The organism is Paenibacillus daejeonensis DSM 15491 (assembly GCF_000378385.1).
Classification (GTDB): Bacteria; Bacillota; Bacilli; order Paenibacillales; family Paenibacillaceae; genus Paenibacillus_D; species Paenibacillus_D daejeonensis.
Window position 1 is genome coordinate 292,707 of the sequence record NZ_KB899667.1, and the last position, 17,327, is coordinate 310,033.

Annotated in this window: 13 protein-coding genes and 1 pseudogene; all 14 read left to right on the forward strand. The window is 57.6% G+C overall.

Annotation, left to right across the window (positions count from 1 at the left end; genetic code table 11):
• Window positions 1-27: 27 nt before the first annotated feature.
• The gene (locus F556_RS0123130) at window positions 28-1,359 is read left to right on the forward strand and encodes an LLM class flavin-dependent oxidoreductase (RefSeq protein WP_020619378.1); all 1,332 of its coding nucleotides are present in this window, start codon (window positions 28-30) and stop codon (window positions 1,357-1,359) included.
• A 350-nt stretch (window positions 1,360-1,709) separates the two neighbouring features.
• Entirely contained in the window at window positions 1,710-2,777 is a 1,068-nt protein-coding gene (locus tag F556_RS0123135; protein ID WP_040717655.1) for a tripartite tricarboxylate transporter substrate binding protein, read from the forward strand.
• Window positions 2,777-3,247: a tripartite tricarboxylate transporter TctB family protein gene (locus F556_RS0123140; RefSeq protein WP_020619380.1), complete on the forward strand. Its 471-nt coding sequence runs from the start codon at window positions 2,777-2,779 to the stop codon at window positions 3,245-3,247. Before F556_RS0123135 ends, F556_RS0123140 begins: the two co-directional genes overlap by 1 nt.
• A 37-nt stretch (window positions 3,248-3,284) precedes the next feature.
• Window positions 3,285-4,778 carry a tripartite tricarboxylate transporter permease gene (locus tag F556_RS0123145; protein WP_020619381.1) on the forward strand — a complete coding sequence of 498 codons (1,494 nt, stop codon included), beginning with the start codon at window positions 3,285-3,287 and terminating at the stop codon, window positions 4,776-4,778.
• 787 nt (window positions 4,779-5,565) lie between these two features.
• Window positions 5,566-7,251 (forward strand): L-aspartate oxidase, encoded by a 1,686-nt coding sequence (locus F556_RS0123150; RefSeq protein WP_020619382.1) that lies wholly within the window; start codon window positions 5,566-5,568, stop codon window positions 7,249-7,251.
• Window positions 7,252-7,253: 2 nt separating this feature from the next.
• Complete coding sequence (locus F556_RS0123155) at window positions 7,254-7,571, forward strand: 2Fe-2S iron-sulfur cluster-binding protein (protein ID WP_020619383.1); 318 nt, start codon at window positions 7,254-7,256, stop codon at window positions 7,569-7,571.
• 74 nt (window positions 7,572-7,645) lie between these two features.
• A complete protein-coding gene (locus F556_RS0123160) occupies window positions 7,646-8,815 on the forward strand; it encodes an amidohydrolase (protein WP_020619384.1) in 1,170 nt (389 codons plus the stop codon).
• 217 nt (window positions 8,816-9,032) lie between these two features.
• The gene (purB, locus tag F556_RS0123165; protein WP_020619385.1) at window positions 9,033-10,418 is read left to right on the forward strand and encodes an adenylosuccinate lyase; all 1,386 of its coding nucleotides are present in this window, start codon (window positions 9,033-9,035) and stop codon (window positions 10,416-10,418) included.
• Window positions 10,415-11,443, forward strand: a complete 1,029-nt coding sequence (locus tag F556_RS0123170) for a M14 family metallopeptidase (RefSeq protein ID WP_020619386.1) — start codon at window positions 10,415-10,417, stop codon at window positions 11,441-11,443. The genes purB and F556_RS0123170 overlap by 4 nt, the downstream gene beginning before the upstream one ends.
• Window positions 11,443-11,943: a GNAT family N-acetyltransferase gene (locus F556_RS0123175; protein ID WP_020619387.1), complete on the forward strand. Its 501-nt coding sequence runs from the start codon at window positions 11,443-11,445 to the stop codon at window positions 11,941-11,943. Before F556_RS0123170 ends, F556_RS0123175 begins: the two co-directional genes overlap by 1 nt.
• A gap of 11 nt (window positions 11,944-11,954) precedes the next feature.
• Window positions 11,955-12,788: an NADPH-dependent oxidoreductase gene (locus F556_RS34975; protein ID WP_020619388.1), complete on the forward strand. Its 834-nt coding sequence runs from the start codon at window positions 11,955-11,957 to the stop codon at window positions 12,786-12,788.
• Between the two features lie 28 nt (window positions 12,789-12,816).
• The gene (locus F556_RS38875; RefSeq protein ID WP_020619389.1) at window positions 12,817-14,616 is read left to right on the forward strand and encodes a thiamine pyrophosphate-binding protein; all 1,800 of its coding nucleotides are present in this window, start codon (window positions 12,817-12,819) and stop codon (window positions 14,614-14,616) included.
• A gap of 578 nt (window positions 14,617-15,194) precedes the next feature.
• Window positions 15,195-16,613, forward strand: coding sequence for an NAD-dependent succinate-semialdehyde dehydrogenase (locus F556_RS0123190; RefSeq protein ID WP_020619390.1), 1,419 nt, complete (start codon window positions 15,195-15,197; stop codon window positions 16,611-16,613).
• Window positions 16,614-17,163: 550 nt separating this feature from the next.
• Window positions 17,164-17,327 (forward strand): annotated as a pseudogene (locus F556_RS39265) (IS256 family transposase); the annotation flags it as partial.

The window sequence follows — 17,327 nt, forward strand, 5'->3', positions numbered from 1 at the left end:
AAGCAAAGAAGGAAAGGAAGAGCATCTATGTCAACAACCACGAACGACAGACAATTGAAGCTGGGCGTATTTGTCCAGGGCGCAGGCCATCATATCGCCGGGTGGCGCATGCCGGAGGCCAAGGCGGGCAGCGAGAATCTGGAGCTGATCGTCGAGATCGCGCGTATTGCTGAAGCGGCCAAGTTCGATATGCTCTTTTTGGCGGACGGCCTGACGACTGCACGGGACGCAACCCCGTCCGTCATTGCGCGGTTCGAACCGATCACATTGCTATCCGCCTTGGCCATGGCTACCCGCCAGATCGGGTTGGCCGTGACGGCCTCCACGACATACTACGAGCCATTCAACCTGGCACGACTCCTGGCTTCGGTTGACTTAATCAGCGGCGGCCGGGTCGCTTGGAACGTTGTGACAACCTCATCGACGAGCGCCGCCGCAAACTTCTCGGCAAGCGAGCATTTGGAGCATGGCCTGCGATACGAGCGGGCAGCCGAATTTGTTGATGTCGTGCAGGGGCTGTGGGACAGCTGGGAACCGGACCCGTATATCATGAATAAGGAAACGGGCGAGTATGTGGATGCATCCAAGCTGCATGAGCTGGACCACGAGGGGCGCTTCTTCACTGTTAAGGGGCCGCTCAATATTACCCAGAGCCCACAGGGCCGGCCAGTCATGATTCAGGCGGGTTCCTCTGGCATTGGTATGCAACTGGCTGCCCAGTACGGCGAGGTGGTCTTCACGGCGCAGCAGACAATGGAGGATGCACAGGCTTTCTACCACGAGTTGAAAAGCTTCCTGCCCCGCTACAACCGGACCGCGGACCAATGTCATATCATGCCCGGCCTGCTGCCAGTCGTAGGCGCGACGGAGAAGGAGGCGCAGGAGAAGTACGAGCACCTGCAAAGCCTGATTGACGACGGCGGTGCCTACAGCCTGCTGTCTGAACGGTTTCAATTGGACATGAGCCAATATGAGCTGGACGAGCCAGTGCCTGATGTGCCACAGACACCGGGCCACAAGAGCCGTCCGCAGCTGCTTCTCAAACTGGCGCGGGACAAAGGCTACACGCTCAGAGAGCTGTATCGCGAAGTGGCGGGGGCTCGCGGACACCGGATCGTCGTCGGCACGCCGGTTCAATTGGCTGATCACATCCAACAGTGGTTCGAAGGACAGGCAGCGGATGGTTTTAATATCATGCCCCCTTATATGCCTGGCGGCCTGCAGGATTTTGCCGATGGCGTCATTCCGGAGCTGCAGAATCGGGGGCTGTTTCGACGGGAATATGACGGGTCCACGTTACGCAGTCACTTGGGGCTGACCATGCCTGCGCACCGCCATCAACCCACAGAAAACGCGTAATAAATCAAGGGCTTCACTACGGTTTGTAAACGTGGGGACAGCCCTTTTTTTGCTGGATGCGGCGAGTGTAAAGTTTATTCTGTTTTGACATGAAGTATCAAAATTCGACATTTTTCATTTTTCGTTGACACATTTCGAGTTCTATAATAGAATCTTAATACCGACTTATTTACTCGGCATTAACAAAGCGTGTAAGGATTCACGTTGTCCGTTAGGACAAGCTATCCTCACTAAGCTAACCGGGGTGCATGAACAGATTTGTTGCAAGCAAAATTACAGACAGGAGAGAGAGCAGCATGTCGATGGACAGGGGAGCCAAACAAACACAGACAACAAAGATGGAGGCAGCTATGAGACAGAAAAAGCGGACAACTTGGTCAACAATCGTAGTGTTTACAATGATTCTTGCTTTGCTGACAGCTTGCGGAGGCAACGGTGGTAATGCCACGAACAACCAACCTAACAACACAAATGAGGGTGCGAACAACGGAAACGCGACATCCGAGACCCCTGCTGCAACAGAGACGCCTTTTCCTGAGAAAGGGATTGAATTGATCGTTCCTTTTAACGCAGGCGGCGTATCAGATATCCTGGCCCGTTCTTTTGCTGAGGCGGCTAGTGAGATAATTGACCAAACCATTACCATTAAAAACGTTGGCGGCGGCTCCGGTACGACTGGTAACTACGAGCTCGTGCGTGCTAAGGCTGACGGATACACTTGGCTGTGGGCGGCAACAGGTCATATCTCCTCGACCTTGCATATCACCCCGGCTCAATATACTCGCGATGACTTTACAATCGTGAACAAAGCTGGCGAGATGGCTGTAGTTGTTGTCGTTCCGAAAAACTCGCCGTATGAGTCACTCAATCAACTGGTCGACGAAGCCAAAGCAAACCCTGGCAATATCACAGTTGGCAACCCGGGTGAAGGTACGGTCGTAGCCTTGCTCGCGAATATTTTGGAAGACAGCCAAGGCATCGAACTGCAGCACGTTCCTTACCAAGGTAGCGGCCCGCTGTTGCCGTCCATCCTGGGCGGACATATCGATGCGGCGTTCATGAATGTGCCAGAAGTACGCAGTCAGATTGAGGCTGGTGAATTGCGCGCCTTGGCTGTATTGAGCGAAAACCGCGTGGATGCTCTGCCAGACGTACCGACAAGCGGTGAGCTTGGCGTAGAAGGCGTAGCTGGCGGCGCGAGCCACTTCATCGTTATTCCGAACGATGTTCCAGAAGAAGTTGTGCAAAAAATCGATAGCTTGACCAAAGAAGTGTACGAGACGGAGCGTTTCAAACAATTGATGGATCAAGTGGGCTACCAGATTGCCTACAAAGACAGTGCTGATTCGAAAGCAGAAGTAGATGCCTGGTTCGAGCTGACACAAGGCGTTTATGAGCGTTTGGGGCTGCTGCAATAATGAGTATCGTAGCCTTCCGCGCGCGGATTATAACCGCATCGTTGGCGCTTGTCTTGTCCATTATGACGCTGTGGCAGACTTGGGATCTGCCTATGGGCACAATGCGGGCTGTGAAAACCGGCTTCTTTCCGAAAGTATTCGGCGTATTGCTGCTCGTGCTCAGCATTGGCATGCTATATCAATTGTATCTAGCGAGACATGACAGACGCCAGGCGGCAGAGGGGGCAGACTCGGAAGAGTCTGTCAACCTCCGCGGCCTTGTTGGCTTTTCGGCCCTTTTCGTGATTTTCGTAGTGCTGTGCTATACAGCTGGTTTTCTTATCGCGGCGGTGGTTTCCGTCCTTGGTGGCGGCTTCCTGCTAGGTTTAAGGAAGTGGAAATTGTTCTTGCTCGCAGGAGGCACGGCACTCATGTCTTGGCTGTTGTTTGATCAATGGCTGGGCATTTCCTTGCCTTCGGGCATGTGGTAAGCCGACCCTGGACACATCTTGGAGGGAATAACGACAAATGGAAGATATATTACTGGGCGTCGCCAGCGCGTTTTCATGGGTTAACCTGCTGTTTTGTTTGCTGGGGGTCGCGCTAGGCACGATTGTCGGGGTATTGCCCGGTCTTGGACCGGTTGGAGCGATTTCCATGCTTCTCCCGATTACGTTTGCCATGGAGCCGACAGCGGCACTGATTCTGATTGCAGGCATTTATTTTGGCGGATTGTACGGGGGTTCAACGACGTCCATTCTGGTCAATGTGCCGGGCTCGGCCTACTCGGTTGTTGCCACGTTTGACGGGTATAAGATGACTCAAAAAGGCCGGGCAGGCGCGGCGCTAGCGATCTCTGCGATTGCCTCGTTCTTTGCAGGTACGATCGGCATCATCTTGCTGACCTTCTTGGCTCCGCCGATCGCCAGTGTGGCGCTGCGATTTGGGCCGCCGGAGTATTTTGCCATTATCCTGTTGGGTCTGTTGGTCCTGTCCCGTCTGACGGATTCATCGCTGATTCGTAGCTATATGCTGATTGCAGGCGGTATCGTCCTGTCGATTATCGGCATTGACCAGATGAGCGGTACGCTGCGTCTGACGTTTGGCCAATCCTGGCTGATTGACGGTCTGGACTTCACACCGATTCTGATGGGCTTGTACGGGTTGTCTGAGGTCATCATCGCGATGGAGAAAAAACATCAGAAGCCGATCAAGGCCGATTTATCCCTGCGCAAGCTGATGCCGAGCAAGGATGAACTGAAGCGTAGTACGGCTCCGATGACACGGGGCAGCTTCCTGGGCTTCCTCATTGGCCTTATCCCGGGACCTGCGATGATTCTCAGTACGTATGCTTCGTATGCGATGGAGAAACGGATCTCCAAGCATCCGGAAGAGTTCGGTAAAGGCGCTATCGAAGGCGTCGCCGGACCGGAAGCTGCCAATAACGGCGCGAGTGCGGGTGCGTTGGTACCGTTGTTGTCGCTGGGTGTGCCGTTCTCGGCGTTGCCTGCGATTTTGCTGAGTGCGTTTATTATCCAGGGCATCACACCGGGTCCGCTCATGATGACGGAGAACCCGACGGTGTTCTGGGCGCTCATTACCAGTATGTATATCGGTAATATCATGCTGCTCATTCTCAACCTGCCGCTGGTCGGTATGTTTGCCAGTATTGCCCGGATCCCGCCCCGCGTCCTGATGCCGATCGTTATGATCTTCTGCTTCGTGGGTGCCTACTCGGTCCGCAGTAATATGTTTGACGTCATCGTCATGATCGTATTCGGGGTTGTCGGTTACCTGTTCCGCAAGGCCAAGCTGGATCCGTCCCCGCTCGTACTGGGGATCATCCTCGGCCCAATGCTGGAGACGTCGCTGACCCAATCGATGCTGATCTTCAAAGGCGATCTGACCATGTTCTTCACCCGTCCAATCTCCGGCACTATGCTGGCGCTTGGCGTGATCGTCACCATCTGGCCGCCAATCTACAGATATGTGAAACGCAAGAGAGCTGTCAAGAACGCGTAGTTATGGATTTGGCTAGCTGAGACCATCGCTCTCCGAGCACTGGGAGGGGCACGGGGACGCGGTGGTTTTGCCAGTTGCCGATGCGGTTAGTTGCTGGAGTGTAGCGATATGAGGTACAGAGTGTGAGGGCAGAGCTTCCCGACTTTGTCTCGTCATTGCAGTGAGTTCGAGTCGGGGGGTGGGAGAGGGTGCGAGTCCAAGTGCGAGTGTGTTCCCTCTACCGTCAGCAATGGACCGAGTTCGGGAGCGTTCCCTCTACCGTCAGCAATGGACCGAGTCCGGCAGCATTCCCTCTAACGGCCACCAATGCAGCTATTTCCATATAAAAACCGGGTTTGCTCGTCTAACGGCCACAGGTGCACTTATTAGCTGCAAAAGCGGCTCCAAACGGCAGAAAACACGTAAATAACGGCACTGAGCAAATAGCGGCTGTGGTGGCCGTTAGCGCACAATGAGGTGAATTGCATGCTGTGTCGGATGTGGGGGAAATAAAGTGCACAATGTTACTTGAATTGCGACGTTGTGTCGGATGCCGCTGGATAAGGTGCACAATGTTACTTGAATTGCGTCGTAGTGCGGGACTTAGCTAGATTAGGTGCACAATGTTACTTGGATTGCGTCGTAGTACAGGGTTAGCTAGATTAGGTGCACAATGTTACTTGAATTGCGTCCCAATGCGGGACTTAGCTAGATTAGGTGCAGAATGTTACTTAAATGGTGCCGCAACTACAATAAATGGTTTGGCTTACGAAGTGAGTTTCCTTCGGAAACGTTGAGGAGGGATAATTTGGAGCTGAGGCGAGAACAGTATGATGTAATCATTGTTGGCAGCGGGGGTGCGGGACTGCGCGCCGCGCTGGCCGCCAGCGAGGAAGGCGCGCGAGTCGCCATCTTGACCAAGAGTGAGCCCCAGCGGTCGGGTGGCACTCTCTCGGCGCATTATTCGTTCTGCGCGATCCTGCCCGAAGCGACGCCTGGCGACAACGCGGAAGTCTTCGCAGACGACATTGTCCGTTCCGGCGAAGGCATCTCAGACCGGGAGCTGGTCCGGATTCTCGCTGAGCAAGCTGGCGAGGCGGTTCAATACGTAGCGGACTTGGGCGTATCCTTTGACAAGCAAGAGGAGGATGCCTCCAAGCTGCATCTCGGTTGGCTGGCCGGACATAGCTATGCTCGTGCAGCTCATGTTGGCAACCGTGTCGGCAGCGAGATGGTGCGGGTACTGCTTAAGGCGATTCGCAAGCGGGAAATCCCAATTCATGCGTTCACGCATGTGACCGATCTGCTGGTGGAGGACGGTGAGGTGCGGGGGGCCTTGGCCTATCATGCACCTACTGGTGAGCTGCGCGTCTATACGGCTCCTTCTGTCATTCTAGCTACTGGCGGCGGCAGTCAGGTGTACGCGCTGAACACCAATCCGTTCGAAGCAACAGGAGACGGCTATGGCCTGGCATTGCGTGCAGGAATTGAGCTGGTAGATATGGAGTTCGTTCAGCACTATCCTACTGTCCTGGTCGAGCCGGGCGGGGCGCGGGGACTGATGTTCAACTCGGGCATCTTGATTCCCAAAGGCGCAAGATTGCTGAATCGGCAAGGTGAAGACTTCTGGGACCGCTACGGTGTCGGCGAGCTCAAGCAGGCGACGCGTGACGTCATGTCCCGTGTCATGGCCCGCGAGCTGGCAGCCGGAGGCGGGACAGATAGCGGCGGCTTGTACATCAGCACACGCGGCATGGATCCGGACGAGTTCCCGCAGATGCAGCAACGGCTCCTGCAGGATCTGGGGATCGAGACGGATGCCGAGCTGCGGGTGGTGGCGCCGGGGGCGCATTATTTTATGGGCGGTATTCGAATCGATACCCGGACGCGAACAGGCGTGACGGGCGTATTCGCCGCGGGCGAGTGTGTCGGAGGCATTCATGGCGCCAACCGGCTGGCGGGCAATGCGCTGTCGGAGAACCAGGTATTCGGTGCGATTGCGGGCCGCGAGGCAGCCAGACATGCCCTGCATCAGGGGGGACAGGCAGCCTCCAATGAAACCGTGAAGCAAGCTCTCTCGCCTGTAGTTGGACTACTGGAGCGGGCAGGCCAGGCGGGCGACGGGTTGACCCCATTGCAAGGCTGGGCACGGGTTCAGGAGCTTATGCAGCGCCATGTCGGCGTAGTTCGTGAGCAGGCGGGGCTGGCACAGGCGCAAGTGGAGCTAGAGGAACTGCGGACCGAGCTTGATCATGTGCGGGCACGCGACGGCTCAAAGGTGTATAATCGAGATATTGCCAAAGCGCTAGAGCTGCGCAACATGGTGGACACCGGATGGGCGGTAGCAGTCGCTGCGAGCGCCCGGACCGAGAGCCGGGGAGCTCATGTACGTTTGGACGCACAGGAGTTGGACCGTGCATGGCAGCTAAGCTTGGCGGTGCGCCGAAGCACTGAAGGGCCGCTTGTCGACAAGCTGGCGCGACAGGAGGGGTGATCATGATGACGGAACAAACGATGGTAACCTGCGAGGTGGCCCGCAAGGCCGCCCCGGACAGTGAACTAACCTATTCAACTTATACCATTCCCTATCGCCCCGGCATGACGGTGCTGGACATGATGCGCTATATTGCGGACGAGCTCGACGGGAGCTTCGTTTATCATGACCACTCCTGCAAGCGGGGCTTTTGCGGTAGCTGTATGGTCAAAGTGGATGGCAAAAGCAAGCTGTCCTGCCGCACGCTGCTGGACCCGAGCGGGATCCGGCTGGAGCCGGCGCTGAAGACGGCAAGAGACTATTGGCCAGCAGAGGCCTGAGCCTTATAAAGGTAGCTCAAAAAGTCCGCTTTTGATCACGAAGGGATTCATTTAAATTAACAGGAGGCGATATCATGACGACCCTATCATCAACCCTGCAGGAGATGAGCACTGGATTGCAAGAGCAATTGGTGAGCATGCGACGGGAGCTGCACAGACATCCGGAGTTGTCGGGGGAAGAGCATGAGACAACCGCACGCATCCGTGCCTGGCTGACCGAAGCGGGTGTGCCGTTGCGAGAACTGAATCTGACGACGGGCGTTCTGGCAGAGATCCAAGGCGGGCGTCCCGGCCCGACGATCCTGCTGCGTGCCGATATCGACGCGCTGCCCGTCCAGGAAGAGACGGGCTTGCCTTTTGCCTCTGAGATCCCGGGGCGGATGCACGCCTGCGGACATGATTTTCATACCACATCCATGATCGGTGCGGCAGCCCTGCTGCAAAAGCATGCTTCGACGCTTGCGGGCAACGTACGGATCTTGTTCCAACCGGCCGAAGAGACGGCATCCGGCGCCAAGACTGTCATTGCAGCAGGCGCATTGGAAGGCGTATCGGCCGTATTCGGCATGCACAACAAGCCGGAGCTGCCGGTCGGCACGGTCGGTCTGCGGGTGGGCCCGCTCATGGCCTCCGTCGACCGCTTCATCGTCCGGGTCAAAGGCGTCGGCGGCCATGCCGGCATCCCGGAGGCGACCGTGGATCCCATTGTTGTCAGCAGTGCCATCGTTGGTGCGCTACAGACACTGGTCAGCCGCAATACAAGTCCACATCATGCGGCGGTCGTCAGTGTGTGCCGCCTGCAGGTCGGTTCGTCCTGGAATGTGATCCCCGAGAGCGGAGAGATGGAGGGCACGGTTCGAACCTTCCAACGCGAAGCCAGAGCCAATCTGCCGGAGCAGATGCGCCGTGTGGTCGAGAACGTCGCAGCAGGGTATGGTGCAGAGGCAGAGCTGGAATGGATCGGCATGCTGCCGGCCGTCAATAACGATGCTGCAGCGATTGAGCTGACGGATCGGGTGGCTCGTTCCCAGGGGCTGCAAGTGGTGGAGGCGGTCTCCACCATGGGTGGAGAAGACTTCGCTCTCTATCAAGAGCAAGTGCCTGGCGCGTTCCTGTGGATGGGAACCGGCGGTACCGAGCAATGGCATCACCCGAAATTCACATTGAACGAGGACGCGCTATCCATCAGTGCTGCTCTGTTCGCAGAAGTGGCCATTGAGGCGCTGCAGGCTTACGCCAAGTAACCAAGTAACCAGCGGCGGAGCTTGCCCTAGGGGCGAGCATAAGTCGCTTCGGAAATATAGGACTAGCTGGCAATAAGAGGCGGGGCGAGGCGGTCTGCCTTCCAAAGCCAGGCTAGTCTCCAATCTTACCAAGCACATCAGGGCCGGGCGAGCAGCAGCCGTTGCATCGCACGTCCCTGACTGTGTAACCGGACCTTACAACTAGGAGGATCAGCGAATGCCGTCACATGTAATCGATATGATTTTGACCCGCAATAATTTTGGTACAGAGGAGATGCGGAATGTCTGGTCGGACGAGAATCGCCTGCAAAAGCACCTCGACGTTGAGGCAGCGCTGGCGCTCGCTGAAGGAGAGCTGGGCCTGATTCCTGCGGCTTCGGCCAAGGTCATCGCGGAAAGCGCGCAGGGCGGCTCCATCAATATGGAAGAGGTAGCTGCTGAAGCGGCGATTCTGAAGCATTCCTTCATGTCCACGCTAAAGGCGCTCCAACGACTGTGCGGCGAGGAGCATGGCGAGTGGGTGCACTATGGCGCCACGACTCAGGACATCGTCGATACGGGAATGATGCTGCAGCTGCAGGAAGCGCACCGCATCATCGTTCGCGATGCCCGAGCCGTGGCCCGCGAGCTGGCGCGTCTTGCACAGGAGTATCGTTTGACGCCAATGGCAGGTCGTTCACACGGCATGCAGGGCTTGCCGACCACCTTCGGCTTCAAGATTGCGGTTGTGCTTGATGAGTTCGTTCGTCATTTGGACCGACTCCAGGAGGCCGAAGGCCGTGTGTTTACCGGCGTGCTCGGCGGCGGCGTAGGGACCTATGCATCCTTTGGACCGCAGGGTCCTGAGGTAGAGCGTCTGACCATGGACAAGCTGGGGCTGCAGACGGCCAACATCTGCTGGCATTCCTCCCGGGACCGCTCGGCGGAGTATGCCAGTCTGCTGGGCTTGATCAGCGGTACGATAGCCAAGCTTGGCAATGAGCTGTACAACCTGATGCGCACCGAGATTGATGAGGTCGAAGAGCCGTTTACGGCGGGCAAGATCGGGTCCTCGACGATGCCGCACAAGCGCAATCCGGCAGCCCTGGAGGGAATGGTCTCACTGACCAAGCCGATTCGCTACAATGTAGCGCTCGTTCAGGAGTCGATGATGGTCGAGCATGAGCGTGACGCAATGTCCTGGCGCGGCGAATGGATCGCGATGCCGGAGAGCTGCATCTATTTGGCGGCGCAGCTGGCCCTGGCCAAGAGCATTCTCTCAGGGCTGATCGTGAAGCCGGAGAATATGCTGACCAACCTTAACCGTCTGGGCGGCCTGTTGCTCTCCGAGCGGGTCATGTTCGTACTCGGCAAAAGCATGGGCAAACAAACGGCGCATGAGCTTGTCTATGAGCATTGCATGCGTAGCGTCGAAGAAGATATTCCATTCCGGGATATTCTCATGGCAGATGAGCGGGTGCAGGCGGTCATGAGCCGAGAGCAGCTGGAGGATTTGATGGATGCGACGACGTACCTGGGCTCGGCTGGTGAGACGGTAGACCGAGTGCTGGCTGCTGCCGAACGCTCCGGCTGGCTGGTGGAAGAAGGGGGCGACGCCTCATGAGCCAGACGATAGAGTGGGGCGATATTGTCGCCGAACCCGGACAGCGGGTGACAGGCGAGATTACGGTGGCGCAGCTGTCACATGGCGGACCGGTCCGGATGCCGGTGCTAATCATCAATGGCGCCCAAGAGGGCCCGTGCCTCTGGCTCAATGGGGCGGTGCATGGCGATGAGATTAACGGACCGATGGCGATCCGCAACCTGGTCCACCGGCTTGATCCCGCCCAGCTCACAGGCTCGATCATCGCCACGCCGATCTCGAATCCGCTCGCCCTTCAAGCGCGGCAGAAGAATACACCGCAGGATGGGCTGGATCTGGACATGCAATTTCCCGGCAGTGCGGTTGGGACGATCTCACAGCGGATGGCAGACGTGCTCTTCCAGGGCATCAAGCAGTATGCGACGCATCTGATCGACTTTCATACCTTGGGCTCGTACTTCGATGCCCTGCCGTATACGGTATTCAAACGAATTCCTGCTGCCGAGGCAAGCGTCAGTGACGAGGCGGAGACGCTGGCTCGCGTCTTCGACGGCTCGGCGCATTGCCGGGTGGACCTGGGCGGTGCAGTGAGCGAGCTGCCGGGCAACGTGGCTGGCTTCCTAGACGTCCAGTGCCTGGTGCACGGCATTCCGGCCTTCATGGCGGAGATTGGCACTGGCGGTGTACTGGAGCCGGAGATGGTGACGTTCGGCGAGCGCGGGATTGAAGCGATTTTGTCCCATCTGGGCATGCTGGAGCTTGCCGTCCAACCGGCTGCTGGCCTGCCAGCGCGCAAGCCGACCGTCACCGGACGCCGTTTTCTGTATACCGACCATGGCGGCCTGGCTATTGATATGGCGCCGAGCGGCAGCTTCCTGGAGCCGGGCGACCGGCTGTGCCGGATTGTCGATATGTTTGGTACAGTGCAGGATGTCCGAGTGGAGCAGCCGATGTATGTCATTGCTACGCGGCGCAACCCGCCGGTCGATACCGGCGACCGGATCGCTTTTGTGGGAACGGCATGGTCTGAAGGAGGAGAAGGGTAATGGCTGAATTTCGATTGGCGACGCTGGCGGACGGTCCGGAGCTTGTGGATCTGTCCCTGCGCGCCTATGCGCCGATTCGCGAGCTGGGTATTCATTTTGCCGCTGCGACGGCAGATCTGGCACTGGTCGAGAAGAATCTCACCAACAATATGTGCTTTGTGATGGAAGAGGAAGGTCGTATCGTCTCCACCATCTCCGTGCGCATGCCGTGGGGGCCGCAAGCCGGGCCTTACGGATTGCCCCATCTCTGGTGGTTCGCCAGCGATCCGGATGCCGGACGCAAGGGTATCGGCCGCGAGATGATCACCTGGTGCGAGGAGACGATGCTGCGCGATACGCTGAAGGCGCCGGCCGTCTCGCTTGGTACTGCAGACAAGCACCCATGGCTGATCGAGATGTATGAGCGCCGCGGCTACGAGGTCCAGGGCTCCAAGGATCTGGGGCGCGGTCATCTGACGATTTTTATGAAAAAAATACTCATCCCCGAGTTCAGAGCTTAGGAGGCTTCCCGATGGACCGTTTTACAATTGATGCCTTACCTGTCTTCGATTCGTTGCGCAATCCCGTTATTGACCAGATGGTGACACACAGCTCCGTTCGTTCCTTTGATCCGGAAAAAGCGCTGCCGGAAGGCATTGTGGAGACGATGGTGACCGCGGCGCAGAGCGCCTCGACCTCTTCGAACTTCCAGTCGTGGAGCGTTGTCATTGTCCGTGATCCCGAGCGCAAAGCCAAGCTGCAGGAGCTGTGCGATAACCAGGCATTTATCGGCCAGGCCCCGCTGTTCATGGTTTTCTGCGCCGACACCTATCGTCACCAGCATGTGACCCGCAAGCAAGGCTATGACTTTGGCTCGAACTATCTGGAGCTGCTGCTCGTCTCGATGATGGACAGTGCCCTGGCTGTGCAAAATGCTTCGCTGGCCGCCGAAAGTGTCGGCCTGGGCTGCTGCATGGTCGGCGCGATCCGCAACCGGGCCCGTGAAGTGGCCGAGCTGCTGGAGCTGCCGCCGGGCGTATTTGCCACTGTTGGTCTGGCGGTTGGTCATCCGGCCAAGCCACGCGGCGCTGTACGTCCGCGTCTGCCGCAAGCGATCGTTGCGCATGAAGAGAAGTACTCGCTGGAGAAGCTGGAGGAAGGCCTCGCTGCATATGATGAGCGGATGGCCGGGACAGGCGCGTACGAAGGCCGTCGTGTTCGCATTGAAGGCGTGACGCCGGCTGCCGATCAGGATACGGCGTATTACAGCTGGCTGGAGCATACCGCGCGGCGGATGGCGCGGGGCAACGAATTCCGCCGCGATCTGGCGCCGTTCCTCCGGGAGCATGGCTTCGTACTGGAATAGGAGTAGAGAACGAGAGGAGCAAGCAACCATGACGACATGGAGCCGGGATTTGCTGTTTCAACTGCTTCGCCATTATGACGTACCTTATGTGTTCGGCAACCCGGGCACGTCGGAGCTGCCGTTCATTGACGGCGTGTCCAAGCATGAGGGCTTCGAATATATTACTGCACTGCATGAGGCCAACGCCGTGGGCATGGCGATGGGCTATGCCCGCCAATCCGGCAAGCCTGCCGTTGTCATCCTGCATGTGGCGCCGGGATTGGCCAACGGCATGGGCAATATCTACAACGCCTACCGGGCGGGCATTCCGCTCATCGTCATCGCCGGTCAGCATCACACACGGCTGCTGCTGGATGAGCCGATTCTGGCAGGCGATCATGTCGGCCAGGTGAAGAGCATGACCAAGTGGGCGCATGAGGTGCGCCATGCAGATGAATGGCCGCAGGCGCTCGTCCGCGCCTTCAAGGTAGCCATGACGCCGCCGCACGGGCCAGTGTTCCTCTCTGTCCCGTACGACATCTCGATGGCCGAAGCGACGGTGGAGACTCTGCCCAAGCCGCTGCAGGTCGCTTCGCGGTTCTCGGCTGACCCTGCTGCGCTGCGTGAGATTGCAAGCCAGTTGCTGGCTGCTGAGCGACCGCTCATCGTCGCCGGAGACGGCGTGGGCGATTCGCAGGCCCATCTGGAACTGCAGCGGTTATCCGAGCTGACGGGAATCGGCGTGCTCTCCGAGGCAATGCCGACGCGCCAGAGCTTCGACAGCCGGCATCCGCACTACCTGGGCACGCTGCCGATGAACGGCCCGGCGATCCGTCGCACCTACAGCGACTACGATACGATTCTGTTCGTAGGCGTCAGTGTCCAGGCGCCGATGGCCCTCTACGATGGCGGCGGCAGTCTGGTTGGTCCGGAGACGCAAGTGTTGTACCTGCACGATGACCCATGGGAGATCGGCAAAAACCACGTCGCCGGCGTCGGTGCCTGGGGCGACATCCAGGTGAGTCTGGAGGCCTTGGCCGCTCAGATTGGTGGAGTGCTGGAGCATCAGGGTGGCGTCGATGTGAACGGATCAGGGGCGTCGGATAGAGCGGCGGCTGAGCCTGGGACCCTTGGAGATCGGATTGCTGTTCAACAAGAGCAGCTACCAACGCCCGGAGCAGGACAAGCAGGCGAAGGCACGCAGTTGGAGCGGATCGCCGAGCGAGCGGCTGCGGTGCGGGAGCAGTCGGAGAAGCGCCGCGACCAGTTGGCTGCCGTACGGCAGACTGACAGGGACAAGGGCGACCTGACCCCGGCCTTGATTGCCGGTGCACTCGATGCCGCACTGCCGGATGACGGCCGCTTCGTCATCGTGAACGAGGCCGTCTCCAATGCGCTGCCGTTCACGGACCACATTACCATGTGGGAGCCGAAGCATTACACCGCCGGCAAGGGCGGTGGCCTCGGCCATGGCACGTCCCAGGCCGTCGGCGCGGCACTGGCTGACCCGGATCACGTGGTCGTCAGTGTAGTCGGGGACGGCACGTTCCTGTACTATCCGCAAATCCTGTACAGCGCGGTCGTGACCAAGGCGCGAGTTTTGTTCCTCGTCGTCAACAATCGGGCCTACCACGTCCTCAAGACCGGCCTCAAGGCTATGGGCTCGCCGCTGGGCGGCACGCATCTGCCATCACTCGATCTGGATGGTCCAGCCGACCTCGTGCAGATGTCTCAATCGTACGGCGTCCCAGCCGAGCGCGTGGACGCGCTGGATGACCTGGGTGCAGCCATCCGCCGCGGCCTGGACGCCCAAGGCCCTTACTTACTGGACGTACGGGTTACGAACTGAGGGTGATCTACGCCGCAGCCATCCTCAGTGGCCTGGACGCCCAAGGCCCGTACTTGCTGGACGTACGGGTTACGAACGAAGGTTTGCAGACATGGAACTGGATGCTGCTCGGTCGGATAATCGGTCTAAAGCTATCCATTTGCGACGAATAACTAACATACGCTTTAATATTGCCCCCACCGTAGGGTTGCACTGCCCACATGAATGCAGCCACCGCACGATTACGTTCGTAGCATGGCTGCACATTCGTCCACTTGTGATGCCAAGCGGGTGAAGACCGGTGCGATAACGAAACTGGGTATCGCTATAGCCCCCTAAACGGGGGAATTCGATTTCTAACGAAACTACAGCGTCTTATTTTGCTCCAATGCCTGGTTTTTTGAGGGTTTGGAGGCAGATAAGGTGATGACGTTTCGTTAGCGTTCATAATCGGAGTTATTTGGCCAAATAAGAATCTGACGTTTCGTTACACATCCATCCTAGCATGGGAGGCAGAAGAGGACGATCAGATCGTCCAGCTCAGTTTACGCTTACGAAGGAAGTCAGCTTTCTATAGAACACTTTGAGGAGGATGCACGATGGAGACGAATCTGTATATCAACGGCGAGTGGGTCGGCACGGAAAAGCGACAGCCGGTCGAAAATCCTGCCACGCTGGAGGTTGTAGGCAGTATCGCTTATGCTGGAGCTGCGGAAGCGACGGCGGCTGTGGATGCAGCCTATGCCGCTGGCCCAGCATGGCGCCGCAAGACGGCAAGCGAGCGTGGGGCGCTGCTGCTGCGCTGGCACCAACTCATCGAGCAGCACAAAGAAGAAATCGGCCGCGTCATGACGCTGGAGCAAGGTAAACCTTTGCCAGAAGCGATCGGCGAAATGACTTACGCGGGCAGCTTCCTCACCTGGTTCGCCGAAGAGGGTAAGCGGGTCTATGGACAATCTGTCCCTGCCTCTGCACCGGACAAGCGGATTCTCGTTAACAAGCAACCCGTTGGTGTTGTGGCGGCTATCACCCCATGGAACTTCCCGGCAGCAATGCTGACACGCAAGGTGGCGCCTGCCCTGGCAGCGGGATGTACCGTCGTCGTCAAGCCGTCGGAGTTCACGCCGCTAACTGCGTACAAGCTGGTAGAGTTGGCGCATGAAGCAGGCATTCCGGCTGGTGTCCTGAACGTCATTGCTGGCGATGCTGCGGCGATCGGCGAGACCTGGATGGCCGATCCGCGCGTGAGCAAGCTTTCTTTTACCGGCTCGACGCGTGTTGGCAAGCTGTTGTATCGTCAGGCGGCGGATACCGTGAAGAAGCTGTCCCTGGAGCTGGGCGGGCATGCGCCATACATCGTCACGGCCAATGCTGACCTGGCGCAAGCAGCCAAGGAGCTGATGGCACCGAAATTCCGCAATGCGGGGCAAACGTGCATCTGTCCAAATCGGGTCTATGTGCATGAGTCGGTGCATGAAGCGTTTGTTGCTGCTCTGACGGAAGAGATGCAAACGGTGAAGGTCGGCAACGGTCTGGAGGAAGGCTCAACCGTCGGACCTCTGATCAACAAGGCAGCTGTGGAGAAAGTGAACCGCCATGTCGGCGATGCGATCGAACGTGGCGCAACCGTTGCAGCACGCGTGTCGGCACCGGAGGGCCCGGGCTACTTTGTAGAGCCGGCGGTTCTGACAGGGGTAACGGATGAGATGCTCTGTATGCGTGAGGAGACCTTTGGCCCGTTGCTGCCGGTTACGACGTACCAGACCACGGAGGAAGTCATTCGCCGCGCCAACGATTCCCGCTATGGACTCTCAGCTTATGTTTATACGCAGAATCTGAAGGAAGCATTCGAGATCTCCGAAGGGCTGGAGTATGGCATCGTTGGTCTAAATGACGGGCTGCCTGCAACGGCGCAGGCGCCATTCGGCGGCATGAAGGAGAGCGGTCTCGGCCGCGAGGGCGGCCATTGGGGGATCGAAGAGTTTCTGGAAGTAAAATATATCTCAATGAAGCTGTAATCCGCCCAAGCGACAGGTAGCAGAGCCGTCCCGTTCGGGGCGGCTTTTGGCGTTTCATCCTTCCTATGGAGGACCGTTCGAATTACTATCTACGGATCAGTAAAAAGCTGCCCGGAATCAGTGTTTATACATACGGAGTAGAGCGGCCCCGTCAGTAGTTTCAATGAACACGGAGTAGAGTTGCCCGCCGCAGTTGTGGACGCACGGGAAGATCCGCCCGACATTGGTGCAGACATCCAAGCAAAAGTTGCTCGCCCACCACCGGACTGTTGCGAAAACACTTTACCCCACTAAAATGATGTCGCAAATGTTCCGCTATTCGTAGAAAAACGGGGACAATTTCAATAACATGTCGCATATATTCCGCTATTGTCCCAGAATTCAATGATTTCGGGTTGCTGATGAGCAAATAACGGAAAATATACTCCACATCATGTGGTTTCACGATGATATACAGTAGTTTGTGTACCATGATTTGGAGTCTATCCAAAGCATAAAAAAGAAGGGTATTCTCGGGAGTGACGAAACCACCAAGAAAGGACCCTTCTCGATGACTACTATAACCCAAAGCACACTGAATGAGCTAGTTGAAAATCTTGTTACTGACTTCGTGAAAAACACGCTGGAGACCATCATGCGAGCAGAGATCCAATCGCATCTGGAGGAGAATCAAGACGGACCGCACAACAGTCGAAATGGTTACTACAAACGAAC

Coding starts and splice junctions, on each gene's coding strand:
- F556_RS38875 (WP_020619389.1), top strand. CDS start 12,817: ATGACGACATGGAGCCGGGATTTGCTGTTTCAACTGCTTCGCCATTAT.
- purB (WP_020619385.1), top strand. CDS start 9,033: ATGCCGTCACATGTAATCGATATGATTTTGACCCGCAATAATTTTGGT.
- F556_RS0123145 (WP_020619381.1), top strand. CDS start 3,285: ATGGAAGATATATTACTGGGCGTCGCCAGCGCGTTTTCATGGGTTAAC.
- F556_RS0123140 (WP_020619380.1), top strand. CDS start 2,777: ATGAGTATCGTAGCCTTCCGCGCGCGGATTATAACCGCATCGTTGGCG.
- F556_RS0123155 (WP_020619383.1), top strand. CDS start 7,254: ATGATGACGGAACAAACGATGGTAACCTGCGAGGTGGCCCGCAAGGCC.
- F556_RS0123160 (WP_020619384.1), top strand. CDS start 7,646: ATGACGACCCTATCATCAACCCTGCAGGAGATGAGCACTGGATTGCAA.
- F556_RS34975 (WP_020619388.1), top strand. CDS start 11,955: ATGGACCGTTTTACAATTGATGCCTTACCTGTCTTCGATTCGTTGCGC.
- F556_RS0123175 (WP_020619387.1), top strand. CDS start 11,443: ATGGCTGAATTTCGATTGGCGACGCTGGCGGACGGTCCGGAGCTTGTG.
- F556_RS0123190 (WP_020619390.1), top strand. CDS start 15,195: ATGGAGACGAATCTGTATATCAACGGCGAGTGGGTCGGCACGGAAAAG.
- F556_RS0123135 (WP_040717655.1), top strand. CDS start 1,710: ATGAGACAGAAAAAGCGGACAACTTGGTCAACAATCGTAGTGTTTACA.
- F556_RS0123170 (WP_020619386.1), top strand. CDS start 10,415: ATGAGCCAGACGATAGAGTGGGGCGATATTGTCGCCGAACCCGGACAG.
- F556_RS0123130 (WP_020619378.1), top strand. CDS start 28: ATGTCAACAACCACGAACGACAGACAATTGAAGCTGGGCGTATTTGTC.